This window comes from Brachybacterium kimchii (assembly GCF_023373525.1).
GTDB classification, from domain to species: Bacteria; Actinomycetota; Actinomycetes; order Actinomycetales; family Dermabacteraceae; genus Brachybacterium; species Brachybacterium kimchii.
Genome location: NZ_CP097218.1, coordinates 3,751,998 through 3,777,234, shown reverse-complemented (window position 1 = coordinate 3,777,234; position 25,237 = coordinate 3,751,998). Strand labels below are relative to the sequence as shown.

At 71.8% G+C, this 25,237-nt stretch carries 21 protein-coding genes; 13 read left to right on the top strand and 8 right to left on the bottom strand.

Annotation, left to right across the window (positions count from 1 at the left end; translation table 11 throughout):
- Positions 1-43: 43 nt before the first annotated feature.
- Positions 44-1,225: a glycoside hydrolase family 172 protein gene (locus tag M4486_RS17155; RefSeq protein WP_249478539.1), complete on the bottom strand. Its 1,182-nt coding sequence runs from the start codon at positions 1,223-1,225 to the stop codon at positions 44-46.
- A 456-nt stretch (positions 1,226-1,681) separates the two neighbouring features.
- Between M4486_RS17155 and M4486_RS17150 the strand changes: the two genes are divergently transcribed.
- The 6 genes from M4486_RS17150 (at position 1,682) to M4486_RS17125 (ending at position 8,562) form a co-directional block, all read left to right on the top strand.
- Positions 1,682-3,088, top strand: a complete 1,407-nt coding sequence (locus M4486_RS17150; protein WP_249478538.1) for an ABC transporter substrate-binding protein — start codon at positions 1,682-1,684, stop codon at positions 3,086-3,088.
- Positions 3,085-4,101, top strand: coding sequence for a carbohydrate ABC transporter permease (locus tag M4486_RS17145; protein WP_249478537.1), 1,017 nt, complete (start codon positions 3,085-3,087; stop codon positions 4,099-4,101). The genes M4486_RS17150 and M4486_RS17145 overlap by 4 nt, the downstream gene beginning before the upstream one ends.
- A complete protein-coding gene (locus tag M4486_RS17140; RefSeq protein WP_249478536.1) occupies positions 4,091-4,975 on the top strand; it encodes a carbohydrate ABC transporter permease in 885 nt (294 codons plus the stop codon). The genes M4486_RS17145 and M4486_RS17140 overlap by 11 nt, the downstream gene beginning before the upstream one ends.
- A gap of 356 nt (positions 4,976-5,331) precedes the next feature.
- Positions 5,332-6,690 carry an extracellular solute-binding protein gene (locus tag M4486_RS17135; RefSeq protein ID WP_249478535.1) on the top strand — a complete coding sequence of 453 codons (1,359 nt, stop codon included), beginning with the start codon at positions 5,332-5,334 and terminating at the stop codon, positions 6,688-6,690.
- A gap of 113 nt (positions 6,691-6,803) precedes the next feature.
- Positions 6,804-7,655, top strand: a complete 852-nt coding sequence (locus M4486_RS17130) for a carbohydrate ABC transporter permease (RefSeq protein WP_249478534.1) — start codon at positions 6,804-6,806, stop codon at positions 7,653-7,655.
- Position 7,656: 1 nt separating this feature from the next.
- Positions 7,657-8,562 carry a carbohydrate ABC transporter permease gene (locus tag M4486_RS17125; RefSeq protein ID WP_249478533.1) on the top strand — a complete coding sequence of 302 codons (906 nt, stop codon included), beginning with the start codon at positions 7,657-7,659 and terminating at the stop codon, positions 8,560-8,562.
- On the opposite strand, the gene M4486_RS17120 is transcribed toward M4486_RS17125, so the two are convergent.
- Both M4486_RS17120 and M4486_RS17115 read right to left on the bottom strand, forming a co-directional pair.
- Entirely contained in the window at positions 8,540-9,583 is a 1,044-nt protein-coding gene (locus M4486_RS17120; RefSeq protein ID WP_249478532.1) for a glycoside hydrolase family protein, read from the bottom strand. The two genes, M4486_RS17125 and M4486_RS17120, sit on opposite strands and share 23 nt — an antisense overlap.
- Positions 9,573-10,760 carry a glycoside hydrolase family 172 protein gene (locus tag M4486_RS17115; RefSeq protein WP_249478531.1) on the bottom strand — a complete coding sequence of 396 codons (1,188 nt, stop codon included), beginning with the start codon at positions 10,758-10,760 and terminating at the stop codon, positions 9,573-9,575. Before M4486_RS17115 ends, M4486_RS17120 begins: the two co-directional genes overlap by 11 nt.
- A gap of 285 nt (positions 10,761-11,045) precedes the next feature.
- Here M4486_RS17115 and M4486_RS17110 point away from each other — a divergent pair, with 285 nt between their 5' ends.
- Positions 11,046-12,233: a glycoside hydrolase family 183 protein gene (locus M4486_RS17110; RefSeq protein WP_249478530.1), complete on the top strand. Its 1,188-nt coding sequence runs from the start codon at positions 11,046-11,048 to the stop codon at positions 12,231-12,233.
- Between the two features lie 20 nt (positions 12,234-12,253).
- Here M4486_RS17110 and M4486_RS17105 read toward each other — a convergent pair whose 3' ends face one another.
- Complete coding sequence (locus M4486_RS17105; protein ID WP_249478529.1) at positions 12,254-12,892, bottom strand: TetR/AcrR family transcriptional regulator; 639 nt, start codon at positions 12,890-12,892, stop codon at positions 12,254-12,256.
- A 118-nt stretch (positions 12,893-13,010) separates the two neighbouring features.
- Here M4486_RS17105 and M4486_RS17100 point away from each other — a divergent pair, with 118 nt between their 5' ends.
- Positions 13,011-14,750 (top strand): CocE/NonD family hydrolase, encoded by a 1,740-nt coding sequence (locus tag M4486_RS17100; protein ID WP_249478528.1) that lies wholly within the window; start codon positions 13,011-13,013, stop codon positions 14,748-14,750.
- Positions 14,751-14,773: 23 nt separating this feature from the next.
- Here M4486_RS17100 and M4486_RS17095 read toward each other — a convergent pair whose 3' ends face one another.
- The 3 genes from M4486_RS17095 to M4486_RS17085 form a co-directional block, all read right to left on the bottom strand.
- Positions 14,774-16,147, bottom strand: coding sequence for an alpha/beta fold hydrolase (locus M4486_RS17095; RefSeq protein WP_249478527.1), 1,374 nt, complete (start codon positions 16,145-16,147; stop codon positions 14,774-14,776).
- A 78-nt stretch (positions 16,148-16,225) separates the two neighbouring features.
- A complete protein-coding gene (locus M4486_RS17090; protein WP_249478526.1) occupies positions 16,226-17,284 on the bottom strand; it encodes a LacI family DNA-binding transcriptional regulator in 1,059 nt (352 codons plus the stop codon).
- Entirely contained in the window at positions 17,281-18,174 is an 894-nt protein-coding gene (locus M4486_RS17085) for a DeoR/GlpR family DNA-binding transcription regulator (protein WP_249478525.1), read from the bottom strand. Before M4486_RS17085 ends, M4486_RS17090 begins: the two co-directional genes overlap by 4 nt.
- Positions 18,175-18,501: 327 nt before the next feature.
- Here M4486_RS17085 and M4486_RS17080 point away from each other — a divergent pair, with 327 nt between their 5' ends.
- From M4486_RS17080 to M4486_RS17060, 5 genes are read left to right on the top strand one after another with little or no spacing between them, the layout of a single operon-like run.
- On the top strand, positions 18,502-19,398 hold the full coding sequence (locus M4486_RS17080) for an SIS domain-containing protein (RefSeq protein WP_249478524.1): 897 nt from the start codon (positions 18,502-18,504) through the stop codon (positions 19,396-19,398).
- Between the two features lie 20 nt (positions 19,399-19,418).
- Positions 19,419-20,387: an ROK family protein gene (locus tag M4486_RS17075; protein WP_249478523.1), complete on the top strand. Its 969-nt coding sequence runs from the start codon at positions 19,419-19,421 to the stop codon at positions 20,385-20,387.
- Positions 20,384-21,406: a 1-phosphofructokinase family hexose kinase gene (locus tag M4486_RS17070; RefSeq protein ID WP_249478522.1), complete on the top strand. Its 1,023-nt coding sequence runs from the start codon at positions 20,384-20,386 to the stop codon at positions 21,404-21,406. The genes M4486_RS17075 and M4486_RS17070 overlap by 4 nt, the downstream gene beginning before the upstream one ends.
- Positions 21,403-22,260, top strand: a complete 858-nt coding sequence (locus M4486_RS17065; RefSeq protein ID WP_249478521.1) for a class II fructose-bisphosphate aldolase — start codon at positions 21,403-21,405, stop codon at positions 22,258-22,260. The genes M4486_RS17070 and M4486_RS17065 overlap by 4 nt, the downstream gene beginning before the upstream one ends.
- Positions 22,261-22,302: 42 nt before the next feature.
- Complete coding sequence (locus M4486_RS17060) at positions 22,303-23,832, top strand: FAD-dependent monooxygenase (RefSeq protein ID WP_249478520.1); 1,530 nt, start codon at positions 22,303-22,305, stop codon at positions 23,830-23,832.
- A 44-nt stretch (positions 23,833-23,876) separates the two neighbouring features.
- On the opposite strand, the gene M4486_RS17055 is transcribed toward M4486_RS17060, so the two are convergent.
- The gene (locus M4486_RS17055; protein ID WP_249478519.1) at positions 23,877-25,049 is read right to left on the bottom strand and encodes a Gfo/Idh/MocA family protein; all 1,173 of its coding nucleotides are present in this window, start codon (positions 25,047-25,049) and stop codon (positions 23,877-23,879) included.
- Positions 25,050-25,237 lie beyond the last annotated feature (188 nt).

Below are 25,237 nucleotides of genomic sequence, written 5' to 3'. Positions count from 1 at the left end.
GCGGGGCAGGGTGCGGGGTGCGTGCGGGGCGGTGGCGGCGCGCTCAGTCCTGCGGGTCGCGGGGAGGGGTGGCGCCGATGTCGGGCACGGGGCCGGAGGCCAGGTGCACCTCCATGGCGTCGAAGTCGGGGGCCGGCGGACGGTGCGTCGTCGGCCGGTCCAGGTAGAACAGGGCGGTGGAGGCGATGTCGTCGCGCAGCGGCAGGTAGCGCCAGCCGGAGCGCCAGCCGAGGGCCTGGATGTCGACCTTGGGCAGGCCCGTCGCGAAGTGGATCGGGTCCGCCACGTGCCAGCGGTACATCCCGAAGCGCTGCTGGGAGGAGTAGAGGCCGTCGGGCCGGATCACCTGGGGCATGCCCAGGTAGGGCGTCGAGAACGCGGTGTACCCGCGGCCGGGGACGTCGAAGTTCCAGGCGCCGCCGAAGTAGTCCTCGGTGCCGGTGCCGCAGATGGTGGGGTGCTCGGTGTCGTCGTCCATATAGAACTTGATCTCGCCCTCGCCCCACCAGCCGTTGGAGTTCACGCCCCAGGCGAGGTAGGTGCCCACGTACTGCCCCTGCCCCTCGACGCCCTCGAGGAGCACGTGCGGGGTGCGGTCCGGGAGCGGGTTCGAGCGCCGCCACTGGGAGTGGAAGTAGCCGTCCCGGCTGTGGTCGCCGCCCACCTCATAGGTCACCTGGTAGTAGACGCGGGCGTCGACCCCGGAGGTGTTCTCGATGGTCAGGCGCGCGCCCTCCCGGAAGGGCATGGGCCAGTAGGAGTTGAAGCCGCCGTGGGGGTTCGCGGCGATCATCTGGGAGTCGACCTGGGCGAAGCTGCTCCAGCCGCTGCAGAAGAAGTCGCCGTAGGGGACCTCGACGGCGGGCTCCTCGGCCCCGTCCCAGTAGGCCCGCAGCACGAGCGTGCGCCAGTTGTCCGTGTGCGTGGTGATCCAGATGTGGGTGATGACGCCGGCGCCGTCGATGTCGGCGAGATCGAAGGTCTCCCCCGCCCTCACGTCGACGCTCGGCGAGACCTTCCAGCCCACGCCGAGGTCGCGGGCGTTCGCCGCCCCGGTCCCCTCGGTCGCGCGGGCGCCGCCGCCGGGGGCCCCGTCGAAGTTCTCCGGGCTGATGGAGCGGGTGAGCACGGGACGCAGGCGTGCGAGCCCCGACGATGCGGGGGCGGCGGGCGCGGCGGGGGTCGAGGGAGACGCAGCGGGGGAAGCACCAGCAGGGTCGGACACGGGGTCACTCCTTCGTGAGCCGGGGGCCGACGGACTCGCGAGCTCTCGGGTCCCGCGTGACCGCACGGCGGTGCGGACGGTGCGGGCCGACACCTCGGGTCGTCGGACGAAAAACGTTTACTCGGACTGTACGGAGGTGCGTCCGACGGGTCAAGGCGCCGACGCGATCCGAATCCGCAGAGGATCTGCAGGAGAACGACGGCGCGCGGCGCGCGCGGCGCACCCGGGACGAAAGGACGATTGACGCGACCCGGACACATTCGTACGGTGTCCGGTAATCGTTTCCTCGTGAAGTCGGTCCGACGGCGCCAGGCGCCTCGCGGCCCCTCGCGCGGCGCACCAGGAGCACGCAGGTGCCCGCGCATCACCGGTGCCGGCCCCCGCCGGCGCTCCGAGGAGCACACGTCGGCGGACCCGTCTCCGCCGCACCATCGACGCGGTTCGAGGAGGAACCCCGTGCCACCTGCCCTTCCCCACCGCCGATCTTCGCCCCGCCGTCGGCCCGAGGCCTCGCCCACCGGACGCCCGCAGCGATCCGCCGGGCGGATCCCCCGGCGCTCCCTGCTGGCGGGAGGCGCCGCCGCGGCGGCGAGCGTGCCGCTGCTCGGCGCGTGCGGCCGCGCGGACGCGGACCGACCGCTGACCTTCTGGAACTTCTACAGCCCGGCGCCCCAGCAGGATCCGAACCTCGTCGCGCAGTCGGACTGGTTCCAGAAGGCGATCGACCGCTGGAACGACGCGGGCGAGCACGAGATCACCTCCGTGTACATGACGAGCGACCAGATGAACCAGCGCATGCCGGTCGCCTTCGCCTCGGGCGACGGCCCGGACATCTTCCTCATCTCCCCCGGCGACTACCTGCGCTACGCCAACGGAGGGGTGCTCGTGGACCTCGCCCCGTACATGGAGGAGGAGGCGATCGCGGACTACTTCCCCGAGGCCCTCACCACGCGGCGGGACGGGGACAGGATCTTCGGACTGCCCATGGAGCAGGAGCCCCTGGCCCTCTTCTACGACCCGGACCTGCTCGAGAAGAACGGGGTCTCCGAGGGCGACCTGCCGAAGGACTGGGACGAGCTGCTCGAGCTCTCCGCGTCCCTCAGCACGGGCTCCACGACCGGTCTGGTGCTCGACGTCGACCCCGGCTACTACCAGAACTTCACCTTCTACCCGTGGGTGTGGCAGACCGGCGGGGACGTCATCGACCCGAAGACGCAGAGCCCCGTCTTCGACGCCGACGGCCCCCGCGCCGCGCTCGACCTCTGGGGACGTGCCGTCTCCACGGGCGCCACGCCCCGCACCCGCCCCGCCAACGGCGACATCGTCTCGGCCTTCACCTCGGGCTACGCGGCGTTCTGGGAGTCGGGCGTCTGGGAGGTCATGAACCTGACGCAGAACGCGCCGGACAAGACCTTCGGCGTGATGCCTCTGCCCCCGCCGCCGGGCAAGGAGTCGAGCACGATCCTGGGCGGCTGGGCATGGTGCGTGAACGCGCGCGGCGCCGACCCGGAGGCCGCCGCCCGCTTCGTCGTGCAGACCCTGGGCTCCATGGACGAGCAGTCCATCGACCACATCGCCACCTGGAACGGTCCCGCCAAGGGGAACATGCCCGCACGGCGCTCGGTCGACGCGAAGCTGCAGGCCGACGACGCCTACGCGGAGGAGCACCAGAAGATCTTCCACGACGAGATCCTGCCGACAGGCCGCGGCGAGCCCCGCTTCCCGCCCGTCGTCTACAAGGCGGTGTCCGACGCCCTGCAGTCCGTCGAGCTGGGAGGCGGGGACCCCGGCGAGGAGTCCGCCCGCGCCCAGCAGACCATCGAGAGCTACCTCGAGACCTATGAAGGAGGCAGCCTCGTATGAGCGCCGCCGCAGACGTGAACGCAGCCGCCGGCACGGGCGCCGGCCAGGGAGCCGATCCCTCCGCGTCCGCCGCGCACGGCAAGGGAACCGGCGGGAGCGGTCGACGACGCCGCGGCCGCGGCCGCGCCCCCAGCCTCGCGCAGCGGGAGACCCGCGCCGCCCTCTTCTTCCTCGCGCCCGACGCCATCGGCCTGCTCGTGTTCGTCGCGATCCCGATGGCGCTCTCGGTGGTGCTGGGCTTCTTCTGGATCGACGGGTTCGGGAACTTCCAGTTCATCGGGATCGACAACTACGTGCGCATGGTGAAGGACCCGCAGTTCTGGAACAGCGCCCGCGTGACGCTGCTGTACCTGGTGGTGCTGGTGCCGCTGATCTACGTCGTCGGCCTGGGGCTCGCACTGCTGGTCCAGCAGAAGTTCCCGGCCGTCGGCGTCATCCGCTCCGCCCTGTTCCTGCCGTACGTGATCAGCATCGTCGTGGTCGCGATGGTCTGGCAGTTCATGCTCACCGACCGCACGGGCGTGATCGCCTCGCTGCTCTCGATCGTCGGCCTCGACGGGATCTCGTTCCTGGGCGACCCGAAGTTCGCCCTGGGAACGGTGATCGCGGTGACCGTGTGGCTGCAGATGGGCTACTACATGATCATCTTCCTCGCCGGACTCCAGGACATCCCCGGCGAGCTCTACGAGGCCGCGCGCATCGACGGCGCGAACGCCTGGCAGCGCCTCCGGCGCATCACCCTGCCGCTGCTCGCCCCCACGAGCTTCTTCGTGCTGCTGACCTCGATGGTCGCGGTCGTCACGGGCGGGCTCGACATGATCTTCGTGCTCACCAGCGGCGGCCCCGCGAACTCGACCTCCCTGCTGATCTTCTTTATCTACCAGCAGGCGTTCCTCTTCGGGGACCTGGGGTACGCGGCGGCCGTCGGCTCGGTCCTCGTCGCGTTCCTGCTGCTCTTCTCCGGCGCGATGTTCCTGCTGACCCGAGGAGGCCGGTTCTCCCATGACGACTGACACCCGCACCCAGGCCGCCCCCGTCGGCCGTCAGGGACCGCGCTCGGGGCCGCGCCGCGGCTCCCGGAGCAGCCGTCTGCGCTGGCTGCTCTTCGCGATCGGCCTGGTCCTCGCGCTCGCGACCGTGTTCCCGCTGCTGTGGATGGTGCTGGGATCCTTCAAGACCGCCGAGGAGGTCAACTCCCCGCAGCTGATCCCGAGCACCTTCACCCTGGACAACTACGTCTACGTGTTCTCGCAGGTGCCCTTCGCGCGCTACCTCTTCAACAGCTTCTTCGTCTCCGCGGCGGTCACGGTGATCGCGCTGTGGTTCCACTCGATGGCGGCGTACGCGCTGGCGCGCCTGCGCTTCCCCGGACGCGAGAAGATCTTCCTGGGGATCTTCGCGACGATGCTGGTGAGCGCCCCGGTCACCATCATCCCGACCTTCATCATCGTGCGCACGCTGGGCATGGTGGACAGCTACGCGGGCCTCATCGTCCCCGCGATCTTCAACGCCTTCGGCATCTTCCTGCTGCGCCAGTTCTACGTCTCCCTGCCCGACGAGCTCGAGGAGGCCGCACTGGTCGATGGCGCGAGCTACTGGAAGATCTACTGGTCGATCGTGCTGCCGCTCTCCCGGCCCATCCTCGCGGCCCTCGCGGTCTTCTTCTTCCTCGCGAACTGGAACTCGTTCGTGTGGCCGATGACCGTGACCTCCGATCCGCACCTGCGCGTGGTCCAGCTGGGGATCCAGAGCTTCCAGCAGCAGTACGCGGCCGACTGGAACTACATCCTGGCCGCCGCGACGGTCGCGGCCCTGCCCACCCTGGGGATCTTCTTCGTCTTCCAGAAGCAGATCGTCGCCTCCATCAAGACCTCCGGCCTGAAGTGAGAGCCAGGGCGGGTGCGTCGTCATGGGCCGGGCGATGCACCCGCCCACTGGGTCACGATGAGGAAACGATTACCATCTGATCGTCCCGTGCGAGGCCTCATCGAACGGGCAGGTCGCCGGTCCCCTGCGCACCACGGGAACGGATTCGCACCGCACGGCGCCGCACGCGACTGTTGACCGGGCACCCACCCCTCTCTACACTCGGCGTAAACGATTTCTCCCGTCCGGGAGAGCGCCGCGGATGTCCGTCGGACCCGATGGAGGGATCCGACATGACGGGCACGGCGGATTCGGGCACACGGTGCAGGGACGCACCGGAAGAACGGTGCAGCGACGCACCGGGAGAGAGGCATCCGATGCGCAGAAGGACACTCCTCACCACCGCGGCGGCCGGCGCGGCAGCCGTCTCCCTGGCGGCATGCGGCAGCGGCGCGCCCGGCGAGAAGGCCAAGGACTCGAGGGCGAAGAACCGCACGAACGTCGAGTTCTGGGGCTCGGTGTTCACGACCCCCGAGAACGCCTGGTACAAGAAGGTCGTCGAGGACTTCAACGACGCGCAGGAGGACGTGTTCGTCAACTACCAGGTGATCCCCGCGGACGCCTGGGACCAGAAGCTCAAGGCCGCGCAGGCCGCCGGCAACGCCCCGGACATGTACATCCAGGCGGGCCGACTCGACACCGGGGCGCGCACCGGGCTCCTCCACCCACTGGACGACCTCATCGACGCCTCCGTCTTCGACGAGATCACCGACCAGGCCAAGGAGATCTCCCAGTACCAGGGCCAGTGGTACGGCTTCCCGCTGCTGCTCGAGCCGCAGATGACGCTGCTGTGGAACAAGGACCTCTTCGAGAAGGCCGGCCTGGACCCGGAGAAGCCGCCGACGACCTGGGACGAGATGTACGACGCGTGCGAGAAGATCGCGCCGCTCATGAAGAACGGGCAGTTCTGCGTCGGCACCGCCGCGGACCCGGGCACCTTCGGCTGGACCACGGTCGCCTCGCAGGAGCACGTCGCCGGGCACCTGCCGATCTCCGACGACTGGTCGAAGGCCGACGCGGAGGACCCCAAGTACGAGGACCTCATCGGCTTCTACAAGACCCTGCAGGAGAACAAGTGGATGCCGCGTCAGCCCCTGGGCGCGGGCAACTCCGCGCAGCCCTTCGGCGAGGCCAAGGTCGCGATGCTCTCCCAGGGCTCGTGGGCGATGTCGGAGATCGCCGCCGACTATCCCGACATGGTCGAGAAGACGGGGATGGCGCCCTGGGTCCAGAACGACGGCGACCTGGAGAAGTCCATCTCCACGATCGGCAACATGAAGTGGCTGATCGACGCGAAGGCGAAGGAGCCCGAGGCCACGGCGACGTTCTTCAGCTGGGCGCTCGGCGGCGACCCCGAGGTCCTCAAGCCCTTCTTCGTGGACACACAGTTCACGAAGGCGCCCGCCCGGCAGAAGGTGGCCGACGCGGTCGACGCGGACCCGAAGTCGAAGGACGCGCCGTGGTCCACGGTGGTCTTCGAGGACATCGTCCCCCACTGCGTCCCGGAGTCGCAGTACCCCGTCGACATCAACGAGGCCATGGGCGACGCGATCCAGGCGGGCATGACCGGCGAGTCCTCGGCGAAGGACGCCCTGAAGAAGGCGAACACCGAGATCCAGAAGGTCATCGACCGCGAGGACCTCGCGAAGGTGCGCAAGGAGATGGACAAGAAGTGAGCGTCGCCGACGAGACGTCGGCGCCGGCCCGTCCGACCCCGCCGACCCCGCGAACTCCGGCGGCCTCGCCGTCGGAGCGTCTGCGGTCCACGCCCCCGCGCAGGGACTCGCTGATGGCCTACATCATGCTGGCACCGGTGCTGGTGCTGCTGTCGATCTTCGTGCTGTGGCCCGCGGTCCAGGCCGTCTACCTGAGCTTCTTCGACTGGAGCTTCTACACGTCGTCCCAGTTCGTGGCGTGGAAGAACTACGCGAACGTGCTCGGCGACGACAGGTTCTGGCAGGCGATCCTGCGGGGACTCGAGTTCGTGCTGATGACGGTGCCCGTCTCGCTCGTGCTCTCGTTCCTCATCGCCTCGCTCGCCGTCTCGGTCTCCCAGAAGGTGTCCACCCTCCTGAAGATCAGCATCTACATCCCCTCGGTGATCTCCGGCGTGATCGCCTCGATCACCTTCGTGATGATCTACGACTACTCCGGGGGCATCCTCAACGCGCTCATCAACATCGTGGGCCTGCCCAACCAGGCCTGGCTGGGCGACCCGCGCTGGGCGCTCGGGGCGATCGCCCTGCCCGCCGTCTGGCTGGGCCTGGGCATCTCGACGCTGATCATGATCGCTGCCCTGCTCGACGTCCCGCAGAGCTTCTACGAGGCGGCGGAGCTCGAGGGCGCCTCGTGGTGGCAGCGCACCCGGTACATCACGCTCCCGCAGATCAAGAACGTGCTGCTGTTCCTGCTGGTCACGGGATTCGTGGGCTCGATCCAGCAGTACGAGCTGCCGCTGGTGATGACGGCTGGCGGACCCCAGCACGCCACCGAGCTGCCGAACCTCTTCATCTTCAACCACTTCCGGCAGGACACGTACGTCGGCTACTCGATCGCGGCGGCGCTGCTGCTGTTCGTGGTGCTCGGGTCGATCTCCTCGATCATCTTCCGGATCGTCAACTCCGAGAAGCTGGTGGACTGACATGGCGATCGCACCGACCATCCCCGCCATCGAGCCCGCCGCAGAGACCCGGGTCCCGACGCGAAGCAGGCATCGCCGCAGGCTCACCCCCGCCCGCGCCGCGATCCTCGCCCTGAAGTTCGTCGCGGGCGCGATCATCGTGGGTCTCGCCCTGTTCCCGCTGGCCTGGATGGTGATCTCCGGGTTCAAGCTGCGCACCGAGGTGGTGCGCACGCCCTTCCAGTTCTTCCCGGACGTCTGGGAGGTGCAGAACTACGTCCAGATCCTCAGCGATCCGTCGTTCGTGCGCACGCTGGCGATCACGGGGCTCGGCGCGGTCATCTTCACGACCGGCTCCATCATGATCAACTCCATGGCCGCCTACGCGTTCGCGCGGCTGGAGTTCGTGGGCAAGCGGATCGTCTGGCCGCTGGTGCTGATGACCATGTTCATCCCCGGCATGACGATCCTGCTCACGAGCTTCATCGTGGTCACGAAGCTGTACATGCTCGACACCCTCGCGGTGCTGATCCTGCCGGGACTGGCCTCCGCGGCACACGTGTTCTTCGTGCGCCAGTTCTACCTGAACATCCCCTCGAGCCTCGAGGAGGCGGCGCGCGTGGACGGCTGCGGGCGCTGGGGCGTGTACTTCCGCGTGTTCCTGCCGCTGTCCAAGGCGCCGTTCGTGGTGGTGGGCATCGGCTCGTTCATGGCCTACTGGAACAGCTTCGTCTGGCCGGTCCTCACCATCACGAACCCCGACCTGTTCCAGGTCCAGCAGTACCTCGCGAACTTCCGCGGGGAGCGCTCGAGCGAGCTCGGCCTGCTCATGGCGGGCTCCGCGCTCGCGGCCGCGCCGATCATCATCCTGTTCCTGATCTTCCAGCGCCAGATCATCGCGAACATCAAGATGGCCGGGTTGAAGTGATCGTCAGCGGGCGGATGCTGAGCCCACCCCTCCCCCAGCCCCCGCCGGTGACCCACAGACGCGAGGGGTCCTCGGGATCGACGACGATCTCCGCGCAGTGCTCGTCGAGGTCGACGTCCAGGGCTCCCGCGTCCTCGAAGTGCTCGGGGTCGCGCGAGAAATAGGCGAGGGTCCGGTCGTACTGACCGGACTCGCAGACGAACAGGATCCAGCCGAGCGGCTCGTCGGCCTCGCTCGACCCGATCACCCCGCCGGCCCCGTCTGCACCGTCGACCCCACCGGCCCCGTCGGCTGCCGCGCTCCCGACGAGCCCGATCGAACCGTCCGGGAGCACCGGCACCACGAACGGGGATTCCGTCGGGCCGCCGACGGTTCCGCTCTGCGCGGACCGGTAGGCCACGCGCGGCTCCGACCAGGCGACGAGATCGCTGCTCTCGCGCACGGAGACCTCGTGGAAGCCGCCGTCCGGCCGCGAGGTGCGCGTGCAGTACATGAGCCAGCGCTCGCCCTCGCGCAGCACCATCGGGTCGCGGGCGTCGAAGCCGTCCTCGCAGAGAGGCCCGCCCGCGCGGTGCTCCCAGGCGAACAGGTCGGTGCTGGTGGCGAGCTCGATCCGGTAGCGCGTGTGGTCCGCGGTGCCGCCGCAGTAGAACATCCAGAAGCGGCCGTCGTGGCGGATCACGTGCGGCGCCCAGACATGGGTCTCCCCCAGGTCCGTGCGGGCGTGCATCACGGGGTCGTGGATGCTCCATTCCGGCGCCTCGAGCGAGGGCGTCGAGGCGTGGAGGAAGAACGTCTCGTCCAGCGGGGCGGCGGGCTCGGGATGCCAGATGCCGAAGACGTGCCAGCTGCCGTGCGCGTCGCGCACGAGCGTGTGGTCGTTGATGTACCAGGGCGTGCCCGGCGTCGGGGAGGCGTCGAGCAGATGGCGCTTGCGGCCGGGGCGCAGGACGACGGGTGGGTAATCGGCCGGGCCCTCGAGCGGGGCGCGGCTCCCCTCGGTCCGGGGCTCAGGTGACATCCATGCCGTCCCAGGTCGGGGTCTGCCAGTGCGGGTCCTCGGCGAAGGGTGCGTGCGGCTCCGTCTGGTACCAGAACGCGGTGGTCGCGACGTCCTCGCGCAGCGGGCGGTAGCGGACCTTCCCGTCGACGGGCCGGGCGAAGCCGAGAGCCTGGACGGTGACGCGGATCCGCTCGCGGAAGCGGATCGGATCCGGCACGTGCCAGCGGTACAGGCCGAAGCGGGTGAGGGAGTCGCCGAAGCCGTCGGGCCGGATCACCTGCGGCATCCCGAGGTACGGCGTCGAGTACTCGGCGTAGGCGCCGGCGGGATGCTCGAAGGCCCAGGCGCCGCCCACGTAGTCCTCGGTGCCGGTGCCGCAGATCGTCGGGAAGATGCTCGGCGCCTCGAGGCCCTCGCCCCCCTCGCCGTGCCGTGCTTCCTCGAGGTCGTCGTCGATGTAGACCTTCACCTCGCCCTCGCCCCACCAGGCGGTGCGGTGGGTCTCCCACGCCAGGTAGGTGCCGACGTAGTGCCCGGCGCCGCGCACGCCGTCGAGGACGACGTGCGGTGACTGGGCGTCCACGGGGTCGGAACGACGCCACTGCGCATGCAGGCGCAGATCGCGGCCGGTGACGTTCTCGAAGGAGCCTGTGACCTGGTAGAAGAAGCCCTCGACCGGTTCGGTGGAGAGGTTCTCGATCTCCATGCGCGCCCGGCGCGAGAACGGCATCGGCCAGTAGCAGTTCAGCCCGCCGGCGGGGGCGACGGTCACCATCTGCGAGGTCACGGGCGCGTACCGGGCCCAGCCCTGGCAGAAGAAGTCGCCGAGCGGCACCTCGATCGACGGCTCGTCCTCGTCGTCCCAGAACACGCGCAGCACGAGGGACCGCAGGTGCTCGGGCAGCACGGTGATCCACATGTGCTGGATGATCCCGGGCCCTTCGACGTCGACGAAGGCGCGCGTGCTGCGCCCGGGCAGGTCGATGCACGGGGACTTCTTCCAGCCGATGGGCAGCTCGCGCGACGCCCAGGCGGTCTCGTGCTCGCCGTGCTCGGCGCGTCCGCCCTGCCCGGGCTCACCGGTGGGGTTCTCGGCGCTGATCGAGAAGGTGCGCGCCTCGGAGAGCACCGTGAGATCGGGGGCCGACGGTCCCTGTGGCGGGGGTCCGGAGTGCGGCGGTGGGGTCGCGTGCATCGGCAGCCCGTTCTCCGCGGGTGCGCGCTCCGACGCTGGGGCGCGGCCTCGCGGGTCGCTAAACGTTTTCGCGGATTCCGGCCACTCTAGAGGCGCCCGCGCGGGAAGTAAACGTCGGTCGGGCGGCCGACGCGGGAAACTCGCGCTCAGTGTCGCGCTCGCGTATCGCCGATGGGGACTTCTCGTCCAGTCCTTGTCGCGAGTAAACGATTGCCAGGGTGCGCTGCTCTCGGTACAGTGCGGGGCGCATGCGACGGCGCATGCGCACCGACGAAGGGGTCCACCGTGCACCACGCACCCGACGACCGGAACTCTCCCGACGACGCCTCGATCCCCCGCTCCTCCGTGCTGCGCGGCGGGGCCCTCGCGATCGGCGCCGGCACCCTCGGCGCTGCGGCGCTCGCGCAGACGGCGAGCGCGCCCGCCGCCGACGCCGCCCCCAGGCCGCGCCCGAACCCGAGATACCGTCGCCCGCGCGTGACCCGCACGGCGACCCTCACCGGCCCCGGCATCACCACGGAGTACGGCTTCGAGGCGACAGACCTGGGCGTCCCCTGCCGCACACCGGACGGTCGCCTCCTCGTGGTCTTCGGCGACACCTTCGAGGGCGCGAAGGTGGGATCGGGCCGCTGGACCTCACCCGTCGCCCTGTACGCGAAGGACCGGCGCCGACCCGCCGTGGGCGGCCTGCACTGGACGGGCGCGGTGGGTGGGGAGCGCGCCGAGCAGCTCATCGACTACGACCACGGCGGCGAGATCAGCACATACCTGCCCGGGGACGTGATCACCCTGGGCGACACCATGCACCTGTGGGTGCTGGCCAACGCCGGTTTCGGGAACGTGGTGCGCACGGAGATCTGGTCCTCCCAGGACTCCGGGGAGACCTGGGAGCGCGGCGCGGAGATGTTCCCCGGCGACCACCTGGGCGGCCTCTCCCAGCAGGCGACCTGGTGCAAGGACCCGGCCAGCGACTGGGTGTACCTGCTGACCACGGGCTTCCAGCGCGACAAGGGCGCGATCCTGCAGCGGGTGAAGGACTCGAAGATCCTCGACGCCTCGGCGTACGAGACCTTCGGGCCGACCGACGAGGCGAAGACGACCTGGGAGTGGGGCGCGGACCCGGAGCCCGTGGTCGGCGGCTCCGTGGGCGAGATGTGCCTGCGCACGGTCGAGGACCGCTTCGTGCTCACCTTCTTCAACGCAGGGCTCTACCGGATCGACCTCCTCGCCGCGACATCCGTGACCGGTCTGCGCGAAGAACCGTTCTCCGAGACCCTGCTGTGGGGCTGCAACTGGGGACACGAGGACGATGAGCGCGTGGCGCAGCTCTACGGCGGGTACATCGTGCCCGGCTCGACCCTCGACGACCTCCACCTCACCGTCTCGCAGTGGCGCACGGGACCGGACTGGCCGTACCACGTGCAGCAGTTCCGGGTGCAGGGCCTGGCCGAGGGCATCCGCGCAGAGGGCTGAGCGCGGCCGCGGCATCGGCGCTAGGTCCCCGCGAGGATCTCCTGCACCGCGGGGGCGAGCACTTCGACGACCTGCTCCGTGTCGGCCTCGGCGAGCGCGGGCACACCGATCACGCGCCGCCCCATCACCACTCCCACGAGCATCGCGGAGACCAGACCCGCGCGCATCGCGAGCTCGGGGCCGTCTCCCGTCGCGCGACCGCGCACCCCCTCGAGCAGCCGGGCCTGGATGAAGTCCCGCAGCTGTGCGCGCGCGCCCTCATGGGCGATCGCACCGCGCAGCATCGCCATCAGGGGCTCGGAGACCTGCGCGGATCCCTCCCAGGCGGCGAGGAAGGCGCGCACCACTCGCTCCCCGAGCCCCGCATCCGGCCCGTCGAAGGCGGTCGAGAACTGCGCGAGCGCGGAGTCCGGGAGCTCCATCACCGCCGCGAACAGCCCTTCCTTCGAGCCGAAGAACTGCATGACCTGCGAGGGGTCCACACCGGCATCGCCCGCGACCCCGCGGATCGTGGTGGACGCGAAGCCATCGGCCGCGAAGCGGGCGCGGGCGGCCTCGAGCACCTGCCCGCGCGTGCTCGCAGCGCCCGGCCGACGCCCAGCCCTTCCCGCCGACCGATCCGCGCCCGTGGGCCGCTCCGTGCCGTTCCCCGTCGTCATGCCTCGAACCTATCGCGGGCAACACACCCTTCTCAACGCCTGTTGAGTTATTCGCGGGACGGGCATACGCTCGCCGCGTCCTCGCATCGGAGCCGAGGACCCGTCGAGAGGAGCCGCCATGAGCGACGTCCAGAGGATCTTCACCCCGTCCTCCCCGCTGCCGGAGGGCCGGACCGGCCTGCTCACACCGTACGAGCCGGGCACCCGCACGCTCCCGGCAGGCTTCCGCGCGGGGCCCGGGTTCGCCGAGCTGCCCGTGGACGTGGTGCTCGAGAAGGACGCCCCCGTGACCCTGCGCGACGGCACGGTCATCCACGTCGACGTCTTCCGACCGGCCGGCGCGGAGAAGGTGCCGGCGATCGTCGCCTGGAGCCCGTACGGCAAGGGCCAGGGCACCTCCGACAGCGTGCGCGGCGTGTTCGCGATGGTCGGCCTGGACGACGGCATCGTCTCGGGCCTGGAGAAGTTCGAAGGGCCCGACCCCGCCTACTGGTGCGCGCGCGGATACGCGATCTGCCACCCGGATCCGCGCGGCGTCGTCGACTCCGAGGGCGACAGCGTGCTGTGGGACCGCCAGGAGGGCCGCGACTGCCACGACGTGATCGAGTGGCTCGCCGAGCAGCCCTGGTGCACCGGGAAGGTGGGCATGAGCGGCACCTCCTACCTCGCCGTCTCGCAGTGGTTCACCGCCGCCGAGCAGCCCCCGCACCTGGCCGCGATCAACCCCTGGGAGGGCGTGAGCGACGTCTACCGGGACCTCGTGATGCGCGGCGGCATGCCCGACACCGGCTTCGCCGGCCAGCTGCAGCACGGCAGCTTCTTCGGCCGCGGCCGCAAGGAGGACGTGCTGGCCGAGGCGGAGGCGCACCCCCTCATGGACGCGCTGTGGGAGGAGAAGATCCCCGACTTCTCGCGGATCGAGGTGCCCGCGTACGTCGTCGCGAGCTACTCGAACACCCTGCACACCGCCGGCACGTTCCGGGCCTGGCACCGTATGGCCTCGTCGCAGAAGTGGCTGCGGATCCACGCCTCCCAGGAGTGGCCCGACTACTACGCGCGCGAGAACGTCGAGGACCTGCGCCGCTTCTTCGACCGCTTCCTGCGCGGCGAGGACAACGACTGGGAGTCGACGCCCAGGGTGCGGTACTCGGTGCTCGACCTCGAGGGCGGTGACCGCACTGGCATCCCCGCCGAGGCGTTCCCGCCCGACGGCAGCGCCTCGACCCCGTTCTACCTCGACGCCCGCACCCGCCGGCTGACGCCCGAGGCTCCTGTCGAGGAGGCGAGCGCCTCCTACGCCGTGGACGCGAACCCCGACCAGGTCTCCTTCCTGCTGCCCTTCGAGCAGGACACCGAGCTCGTCGGGCACCCCTCGGCCCATCTGTTCGTCGAGGCGGACGGCGCCGAGGACATGGACCTGTTCGTGCTGGTCCAGAAGCTCGACGCGCAGGGGACGCCGCTCGCGGAGTTCACCGTGCCGAACCATTCGGCCATCGCCCAGGACGTCACCGAGCGCGGCGCGAGCATCCTGCGCTACCGCGGGTCCGACGGACGCCTTCGCGTGTCCCTGCGCCACGAGGACGACGCGCTGTCGAACCCGGAGAACCCCGTCCACACCTTCGATCGCCCGCAGCACCTCGCGGCGGGCGAGGTGGTCGAGGTCGCCATCGACCTGCTGCCCATCGGGCTGTCCTTCCGCACAGGCCAGCAGCTGCGCCTCGTGATCAGCTCCCGGAACCTGCTCGGCACGATGATGCCGGGCATCCGCGAGTACGTCGGGGCGAACCAGGGCCGCCACGTCATCCACACCGGCGGCGACCATCCTTCGCACCTGCTGCTGCCGGTGATGGGCGGCTGACGGGCACGCGCGCCCCGCCGGCATCACGCCACGCGAGTTCCCTGCACGATCCCGATCAGGTGGTCGAGCACGCCCTCGCCGCTCGCCCGCAGGCCGTTGTGCTGGTACTCGCTGGTGACCCAGCAGGTCGCATCCGGCAGCAGAGAGGCCGTGGCGAGGGAGAACTCCCGGGGGACGTAGGCGTCGTCGTAGTAGACGGCCGCGGCGACGGGCACGTCGGCCGCGCGCAGCGCCTCGGGGTCGTAGAGGGCGGGCCACTCGCGCGCGGCAAGCAGGCCGGCGGCCTGCGCCCAGGGGGCCAGCTCGGGATCCTCGCTGATCGCCTCGCGGTGCATGTGCTCGCCCGCGAGCAGGGTCGCGTCGGCGCGCACCGCCTCGGGCATGGTGCGCTCGGCCGCCCAGTCCATGGCCACGCCGTCGGCCCAGCAGGACTCGTGCAGGACCGCGTAGATCGGGTTGCGGCCGCTGAACGGGAGCGCGGCGGCGAGGTCGTGGCGCAGCACGGAGCTGTCGGGCTCGTTCTCGAGCAGGTAGTGCAGCTTCTCGGAGCCGCCCGAGGCGCCGAGAAGGTGGCCGAGGCGCCGCAGCCGCTCCACGCCCACCAGCTCGCCGTCGCCGAGGACGAGCCTGCCGGCCGCGGCCAGCTCGGCGAGGCGGCGCATGCGGTCGCGGTCGCCCGGGAAGCGCGCGTAGTGGGCCTCGCTGCGGCGGATCATGCCCTGCCACGTGGTCTCGTAGACGACATCCAGATCGGGGCCGAGCGCGGGCAGGCCGCCGGTGAACATCGCCGCGTCCAGCGTTGACGCGTGGGCGCTGAGGTAGCGCAGGGCCGTGAAGCCGCCGAAGGACTGGCCCAGCAGGCTCCAGGTGCGGGCACCGAGGGCCTCGCGGACCAGCTCCGCGTCCTCGACGATCGCGTCGGCGCGGAAGTGGGAGAGGTAGTCAGCCTGCTGGCTGGGGCTCGCCTCGCGCAGGGTCGCGGGGGCCGAGTGGTCCGCTCCCGGGGGCGCGACGACGTCGATCGCGCCCTCGGGCAGCGCGGTGTCGAGGCCGACGGGGGTCGAGCGCCCGGTGCCGCGCTGGTCGAGCATGACCACGCGATAGTCCTGGAGGGCGCGGGAGAGCCACGGCGGGTTGGCCGGATGCGCGCTGGGCCGCGGCGCCTCCGAACCGGGGCCGCCCTGCAGGTAGACGAGCAGGGGACGGTCCTCGCCGCCGGGGGCGGTCGCCACGCGGGCGAAGACCTCGATGTGCGGGCCCGACGGATCCGTGTGGTCCAGGGGCGCGGGCACGCGCACGTCGGTGAGCGCGAGCCCCGGCAGGGACCAGGTGGTGAGGGAGGGGGAGGCCAGGGAGGGTGCGACCGTCGAGCTCGCGGAGCTGGAGGATGTGGGCATGGCGTCCAGCGTAGAGGCCGGAGGGTCGGCCGAGGGACGCGTCACGCGGGTGAGGGTCGAGCAGTTCCGCCTCAGGAGTCAGGCGCCGTCGACCCCGCTGCCGGCCGCGCCGTCGGCCCCGTCGATCGTGGTGCCGCCCGGGAAGAACTCCCAGTCGAAGCGGTGCAGGCGTCCGGGGGCGCCCTCGCGGTCGAGAGCGCGCTCGAGGATGATGTCGGCCATCCGCGTGAACACGTCCTGGACGCCGTAGAAGCTGATCGGGCCCAGCATCTGGGCGTCGGAGGGGACGTCTCCGATGGAGATGATCTCGAGGTCCTCGGGGACCGAGATGCCCGCGTGCATGGCTGCGACCTGCAGCGCCAGCGCCTGGTAGCCCGTCGAGCAGATGACGGCCGTCGGACGGTCCGGCCCCTCGAGCCACCGCTGGGAGTACTCGAAGCTCTGCTGCCGATCCGTGCCGCTGGCATGCACGAGGTCGAGTCCCGGCCCGTCGCCGGCCTCGGAGACCGCGTCGAGGAAGACGTGCGCGCGGGAGAGGAAGTACGGGCGCTGCTCGGGATCGATCGTCCTCCCGGTCATGAAGGCGACGGAGTCGTGCCGTGCGCGCAGTCGCCGGTAGGCGGCGTGCACGGCCGGCCGGGGCGAGGAGGAGATGACGTCGAAGCGCTCGGGTTCGATGTGCTCGCTGAAGGCGACGATCCCGCACTGCCCCCTCGCCAGATGGCGGACCTGCTCGGGCCCTTCGGGCGTGACGTCGACGCTGGTCACGAAGGAGCAGTCGAAGGTCGAGCCGGAGAGGAACTCGAACCAGCGCTCATCTCCCAGGATCAGGGTCGAGAGCTCCTGCGGGAGGGCGCGGTCCCGGACCGCGCCGGCGAGGCTCAGACCCCACGGGTCCTCGACCGTGCCCAGGGCCAGCACGATGCCGCCGTTGCGGCCGGTGCGCAGGGACCGGGCATTGCGGTTGGGCACGTAGCCGAGCTCCTCGGCCGCGCCGCGCACCTTCGCCTTGGTCTCCGGCGAGCCCGAGGAGCGCGCGCCCCCGCGCCCCGAGAGCACGAACGAGGCGGTCGCCACGGAGACCCCCGCCTTCTTCGCGACGTCGGCGAGGGTCGCCGGGCGGCCGGTGCTGTTCATCGGGAGCCTCCATCTGCGATGACGATCTCGACGCCCGCCTCGCGCAGGGCGGCGAGCGCATCGGGGTCGGCGTCCGGGTCGGTGACCACGGCGTCGAGGTCCGTCGTCGAGCGTATCCGCGCGAAGGCGCCGGCACCGATCTTCGAGGAGTCGGCGAGGACGACGACCTTCTCCGCGCGCTCGGCGAGCCGCGCGGAGATCAGCGCCTCGGCCTCGTCATGGGTGCGGGCGCCGTCGCGCGCGCTGATCCCGTCGACGCCGAGGAACAGCAGGTCGATGCGGATCTGCTCGAGCATGTGCTCCGCCCAGCCGCCCACCAGCTCGAAGCTCCCTCCGCGCACGATGCCACCGGTGACGACGAGCTGCAGGTGCCGGCGCACCGCGAGCTCCTGGGCGATGTTCAGGGCGTTCGTGACCAGGGTCGTGGGGCGGGCGGCCTCGCGGATCGAGTCGCGCGAGGCGAGCTCGTGCGCGAGGGCGGTGGTGGTGGTGCCGCCGTTCAGTCCGACGACGGTGCCGGGGACCAGCATGTCCACGGCGGCGCGGGCGATCGCGTCCTTCGCGTCGGCGTGACGGGTCGAGCGGTAGCGCATGGGCAGCGCGCTCGCGTCGGGATGCGCGGAGGCGCCGCCGTGGCTGCGGATCACCAGCTGCTGCGCGGCGAGGCTGTCGAGGTCGCGGCGCACGGTCGCGGGCGAGGTGCCGAGATTGCCCGCGAGCTCGTCCACGCGCACGTGCCCGCGTTCGATGACGAGGTCGAGGATGCGGTCCAGGCGCTGGCGCCGGCCGCGGGCGGGTGCCGTCGACGCGGCGTCGGGGTCGGCCGCGGAGTGGGCGGGGCCGCGGCCGTCGGACCCCCTGGGGGTGCTCGGCACTGCGTCGCTGGGCACCGTGCGCCTCCTCGTCCTGCGGTCTGCGATGGGTGTGCGGTCTGGGATCGCTGCATCGAGGGTAAGCGACCCGGGCGGCCCGCCGGGGGCCGGTCCGCAGGAAGGGTGCTCTGAGCGGGTGCGGCGGCCGGGAGACGGGCGGCGGGACAAGAAGGCCGACAAGCGGGTCGGCGATCGGTTGCACGACCATGGACCCCGCTCCACGGTCTGCGTGACATTGCTCGTTCGGTTCGGATATGCTCAGAAACAATCATCCAGTGATGCATGACAGCCCGTGCCGAGCATCTCGTCGGCCCCACGAGCACCGCCCCACCCGAAGGAGACGCGATGATCAGCGCGACCGAGAACGAGCTCCGCACCCAGCCCGAGACCTGGCAGCAGGCGATCGACCTGCTGCCCGAGGTGCGCGACCTGCTGCCGACGCCCGGCGAGCGCGTGCTCATCGTGGGCGCCGGGACCTCGTGGTTCATGGCGATCGCCTATGCGAAGCTCCGCGAGGCCGCAGGCCAGGGCGTCACCGACGCCCTCACCCCCACCGAGGTCTCCCCCGCCCGCAGCTACGACCGCGTCATCGCGCTCTCCCGCAGCGGCACCACCACCGAGATCATCGACGTGCTGAAGAACGTCTCGGGGGCCCCGGGGGGCCCGGGCACGCCGAGCGTCCTGCCCACCGCGGTCGCGGACGGCCCCGCGAGCGAGCACGCCGATGCCGAGATCGTCCTCGGCTTCGCCGACGAGACGTCCGTCGTCCAGACCCGATTCGCCACCAGCGCCCTCGCCCTCCTGCGCGCCTCCCTCGGCGAGGACCTGAGCGGCGCCGTCGCCGACGCGAGGACCGTGCTGGACCGTGAGATCGAGCAGTCCTGGATCGACGCCGACCAGATCACGTTCCTGGGCACCGGATGGACCAAGGGCCTCGCGGACGAGGCCGGCCTGAAGATGCGCGAGGCCTCGCAGTCCTGGACCGAGTCCTACTACGCGATGGAGTACCGGCACGGGCCGATCGCGATCGCCCAGCCCGGCCGCATCACCTACCAGTTCGGCCCCGCGCCGGAAGGGCTGGCGGCGCAGACCGAGCAGGCCGGATCCGCCTTCGTCGCCTCCGACCTGGATCCGCTGGCCCAGCTCGTCGCCGTCCACCTGTGGGCCGTGCGCCGCGCCGAGGCGAAGGGCCTGGACCCCGACGCCCCGCGTCACCTCACCCGCGCCGTCCACCTGGGCTGAGAGCACCGATGACGAGCACGATGCCCCCTGCCCCGGCGCGCCCCGCGATCGGGGTCGACGTCGGCGGCACCCGCACGAAGATCGGTGCGGTCGCGCCCGACGGCGCCCTCACCGTCCCCTATTCGCTGCCCACGCCGCACGAGCCGGCCGAGCTGGCCGCGATGATCGCCGAGCAGGCGGCGCGGCTGCGCGGGCTGGCCCACCTCGATGCCGACGCCCCCGTGGGCGTCGCGGTGCCGGGGATCATCGACGAGGAGCGCGAGGTCGTCGAGCTCGCCGTCAACCTCGGCTGGAAGGAGGTCGCGCTCGGGCAGCTGCTGCGCGAGCGCCTCGACGCGCCGCTCGCCCTCGCGCACGACGTGCGGGCGGGCGGGATGGCCGAGGCGGCCTGGGGCGCGGGACGCCTGTTCCCCCAGCTCCCCGCCGCGGGCGGCGCGGGCGCCCCGCCGCTCGCCGACCTCATCTTCGTCCCCATCGGCACCGGGATCGCCGCGGCCGTGGTGCACGACGGCGCCGTCTTCGGCGACCGCTTCACCGGCGAGATCGGACAGGTGCGCGTCGAGGAGCCGTTCACGGGGCGGACGATGCGCCTCGAGGAGGTCGCCTCGGCCTCCGCCATCGGCCGCCGCTTCGCCGAGCAGATCGACCCCGACGCCCACTCCCTCGTCACCACCGACGGCGGGCGCCCCGCCGCCCGCGCCGTCGTGGATCGCGCCCGTGCGGGCGACGCGGACGCCGAGAAGATCCTGTTCAGCGCCCTGGACACCCTGGGTCAGGCGCTCGCGACGATCATCTCGAGCGTGGGCACGCTGCCCGTCGTCATCGGCGGCGGTCTGGCCGAAGGGGGGCCGATCGTGCTGGACACCCTCGAGGCGTCGATCTCCGGACGCCTGGGCGTGGTGCCCACTCCCCCGGTGCTCCCCTCGTCGCTGGGCATGTGGGCCGGCTGCCAGGGCGCCGGGCTGGCGGGGATGGTGCGCGCGTCATGATCCTGGTCCTCACCCCGAACCCCGCGCTCGACGTCACCTACGAGGTCGCCGATCCCGTCTCCGTGCACGGCGAGCAGCGCGTGCAGCGGGTGCGGACCATCGCCGGAGGGAAGGGCGTGAACGTCGCCCGCGTGCTCGCCGCGCTCGGCGAGCGCTCGGTGCTCGTCGGCCCCGTCGGCGGCGCCTCCGGCGAGGAGCTCGTGGGGCTGCTCGACGGGGGCGACGGGTCCGACGCGCGCGGCGCCGCCCCGCACAGGCTCGTCGAGCAGGCGTGGACCCGCGTCGCGGGGGCGACCCGCCGCACCGTGACCGTCGTCGACCCCGAGGGAGCGACCGGCTTCTACGAGCCCGGCCCGCTGCTCTCCCCCGACGAGCGCGACCGCGTCCTCGCGGTCGCCCGGGAGCACGCGCGGGGAGCCGACGTCGTCGTCATCGGCGGATCCCTCGCTCCGGGCATGACCGGCGAGGACGTGAGCGCCCTGGTCGCCGAGCTGCGCAGCACGGGACTGCCGGTCGTCGTCGACACCTCGGGGTCGGCCCTGCTGGACGCCGCACGCGCGGGCTCCTCGCTTCTCAAGCCGAACCTCGGCGAGGTGCGCGCGGCCACCGGCATCGACGACCCGATCGCCGCCTGCCGCTCGCTCATCGCGCTCGGCGCGGGCGCGGTGCTGTGCTCCCTCGGAGCCGACGGCATGCTCGCCGTCACCGCCGACGCCGCCCTCCGCGCGCAGCCGCCGCGCACTCTCAGCGGCAACCCGACGGGCGCGGGCGATGCCTCCGTCGCCGCCGCCGCCCGCGCCCTCGCCCGTGGCGTCCTGCTCCCCGACCTGCTGCGCAGCGCCGTCGCCGTGAGCGCGAGCGCCGTGACGCGGCCCGTCGCCGGCGAGATCGACCGGGCGCTCGCGCAGGACCTGTGCGGCGCGATCGCCGTCGAGCAGGTCCCGTCCGCACCGGCCGTGCCGTCGGCCCCGGGTTCCGCGGCCCCCGTGCCTCCCTCTCACCCCCTGGAGCAGTCATGACCCTCAGCGCCCTCGCGCCGCTGGCCGAGCAGGCCCGCGCCGCCCACCGCGGCCTCGCCGCCTTCAACGTCGTCCACCTCGAGAACGCCGAGGCCTTCGCCGCCGCAGCGGAGACGACCGGCCTGCCGATCGTCATGCAGATCAGCCAGAACGCCGCGACGTACCACGGCGCACTCGCTCCGATCGCGCTCGCGACCCTCGACATCGGCCGGCGCTGCACCCAGGACGTCGTCGTCCACCTCGACCACGCCGACGACCTCGACCTCGTGGACGAGGCGCTCGAGCTGGGCTTCACCTCGATCATGTACGACGGCTCGAAGCTGCCCGACGCAGAGAACCGTGCCCGCACCCGGGAGGTCGCCGCGAAGACGCACGCGCGCGGCGTGAGCGTCGAGGCCGAGCTCGGCGAGGTGGGCGGCAAGGACGGCGTGCACGACCCCTCGGCCCGCACGGACCCGGGCGACGCCGCGCAGTTCGTCGCGGACACGGGGGTGGACCTGCTCGCCGTCGCCGTCGGCTCCTCGCACGCGATGACCACCCGCGACGCGTCCCTGGATCTCGACCTCATCCGCGCGATCGCCGACCGGGTCGAGGTGCCGCTCGTGCTGCACGGCTCCTCGGGTGTGAGCGACCAGGGGATCCGCGACGCGGTCGCCGCCGGGATGACCAAGATCAACGTCTCCACGCACCTGAACAAGGTCACCACCGCCGCCGTCCGCGAGATCCTCACGGCCGCGGCGCCGCCGGCTGACACCCGCCGCTGGTTCGGGCCCGGCCGCGACGCCGGCCGCGACGAGGCCGCGCGCCTGCTCGAGGTGATCAACGGGCGGCAGGCCGTGCACGGGCGGAACTAGGCTGGTGCCCGGACCCGGGTCCGGCCCGAGGAGGCGCCCGTCATGTCACCGCAGAACCCCAGTCGCCCGTACGACGTCCTCGTCGTCGGCGCCGGCCCGACCGGCCTGATGGCGGGCCTCGTCGCCCACCGGCGCGGACTGCGCACCCTCGTGATCGACGCGAAGGACGGCCCCACGCGGGAGTCGCGAGCGCTCGTCGTGCAGGCGCGCAGCCTCGAGATCCTCGACCAGCTCGGACTCTCCGGGCCCGTGCTCGCCGCCGACGCCCTCGCCACCGGCATCCAGATCGGCGACGCGGCCTCACCCGTGCGCCTCGACATCACGTCCCTGCAGGAGGGATGGACGCCGTTCCCCGGCGTCCACATCTTCGAGCAGTCCCGCACCGAGCACCTGCTCTCCACAGCGCTCGAGGAGGAGGGGTGCCCGGTCCGGTACGGGCACGAACTGCGCTCGTTCCTCGTCGGCGCTCCCGACGCACCCGACGGCGTCGAGGCGATCGTGGACGGGCCGACGGGGCCGCAGCGCATCCGTGCGCGCTGGCTGATCGGGGCCGACGGAGCGAGCTCGCCCGTGCGCCATCAGCTGGGCCTCGCCTTCGAGGGCGTCACGGACGACGCGACCTTCTGCGTCGCGGACCTGCGCGGCGTGGAGGGGGTGCCCGAGTCGGCGCTCTCGGCGCGCTTCGGCGAGCGCCGCTTCGCGGTGCTCTTCCCCATGGGCTCGGACGGCCACGCCCGTCTGATCTGGCTGCACGGCGCGGCGCACCCCACCGCACAGGAGGCGCTGGCGGGGGCACAGGAGGACCTGGGGATCACGTTCGCGCACCTGGACTGGTTCTCCTCCTACCGCGTGCACCATCGCGTGGCCGAGCGCTTCCGGGTCGGCCCCGTGCTGCTGGCGGGGGACGCCGCGCATGTGCACTCGCCCGTCGGCGGTCAGGGCATGAACACCGGACTGCAGGACGCCCACGGCCTCGCCCACCTGCTCGCGGACATCGCCGCGGGGCATCTGGCGCCGCGCGCGATCGAGCACTTCGAGGCCGAGCGCCGCCCCGTCGCGCTCACCCTCATCCGCGCGACGGACAGCGCGTTCGGGGTCATCGCACGCACCGGCCCGGTGCACGCCTTCGCGCGGCGGAGGCTGCGGGACCTCGCCGGAGCGCTCGCGCCGCGCCTTCTCGCCTCCTCGCAGGGCCCGCGCATCGCGGGATGGCTCGGCCAGTACCGCATCCGCTACCGCCCGGTGGCGAAGGGCGTCCCCCTCCCCCGCTGGGCGCGCGACCGGATCGTCGGCGTGCGCCTGGCACCGACACCCCACAACGCCGAGCACCTGCGCGCGATGGGCTGGCGGCTGCTTGTCCACGGCGCCCGCGCCGAGCGTCCGCCCGCCGTGCCGGACTGGATCGAGGGCCCCTTCACGCTCCCGGCCGATCCCACGGGCAGCGCCCGACCCGACCGGCTGCTGCTGGTGCGGCCCGACGGGTTCGTCGCGGCCGCCTGGCCGCTGCACGCCGGGGCGAGCGCGGACGCCGACGTTCGCGAGGCCCTCGCCGCCCTCGGCGTGGTCGGGTGAGGTGAGAGGTCAGCCCTCTGGTCTCAGGTCTCCGGCCTCGGGCCTCAGGCCTGGCCGCCGTCGAAGTAGGCGCGCACCTCGGCGGGCACCTCCGGCACGTCGTACGGAACCCCGCCGTGGCGGATGGACTCCGCGCCGAAAACGCCGGTGGCGACGGCCTCGCGCGCGGCGATCACGGAGACGTCGGTCGCGCCGCCCTCGCGCACGAAGCGCAGGAACTCGCCCACCAGGTTCGGGTCGGCGCCGCCGTGGCCGCCGTCCCCGCGGTCGATGACCTCGACGGCGTCCGGGTGGCCGGGGCCGCTCCTGCGGGACTCCCAGATGTGGATCTGGTCGCCGCCGCCGTCGCCCATGTTCTCGATCCGGCCGGCGTCGCCGATCACCGTGTAGTTCCGCCAGTAGTCGGGCGTGAAGTGGCACTGCTCGTAGGAGGCGAGCACGCCGTTGTCGAGCGTCATGCTGAGCATCGAGATGTCCTCGACGTCGATCGTGGGGTTGAGGTCCTTCTGCGCGGTCGGGGGCCAGATCGCGGTGTCGTACCAGTCCCCCATCCGGCGGTCGGAGTTGTCCCGTCGGTCGGTGATGTCGCCGTAGACGGCGAGGTCGCCGATGCCGGAGACGCGGCGGGTGTAGCCGCCGGCGAGCCAGTGGATGACGTCGATGTCGTGGGCGCCCTTCTGCAGCAGCAGGCTGGTGGCCCGCTCCCGCTCGGCGTGCCAGTCCTTGAAGTAGAAGTCGCCGCCGGCGCCCACGAAGTGGCGGCACCAGATGGCTCGCACCCGCCCGATCCGCCCGGAGTCGACGATCGCCTTGAGCTGGCGGATCACGGGCATGTGGCGCATGTTGTGGCCGACGAAGAGGCGGGTGCGCTTCTCCATCGCGAGCTGCAGCATGGCGTCGGTGTCCTCGACGCGGATCGCCATCGGCTTCTCGGTGAAGGTGGGGATGCCGGCGCCGAGGGTCTGCAGGGCGATCCCGGCATGGGCGAAGTCGGGGGCCAGGACCATCACCGCATCGACCTCGTGCTCGGCCAGCAGCTCGTCGACGGACGCGACGTAGGCGACCTCGTCGCCGTAGCGCGCGCGGGCGTCCTGGCGGCCCCGCTCCGAGGGATCGGCGACGACGGTGACCCGCGACCCCTCCCCGGGCCTGTGCGCATGGCGGGAGAGCCCGCCGCGGGCGCCGTAGCCGATGATGCCGATCCGCAGGTCCTCCATGGGGACCACACTCCTTCGCGATGGTGGGGGTCGCCGCCCGGTCCGGGGGTCGACGCTCGCGCGTCCTCCCATCCCCAGTCGGTCATCGGACCGCACGAGGACCCTATGGCCTGCGGCGTTCGAGCAGATGGAGAGTTCCATCAGGCGTCTCGGATGATCACGATTCGGTGAATGGATTTACACAGCGA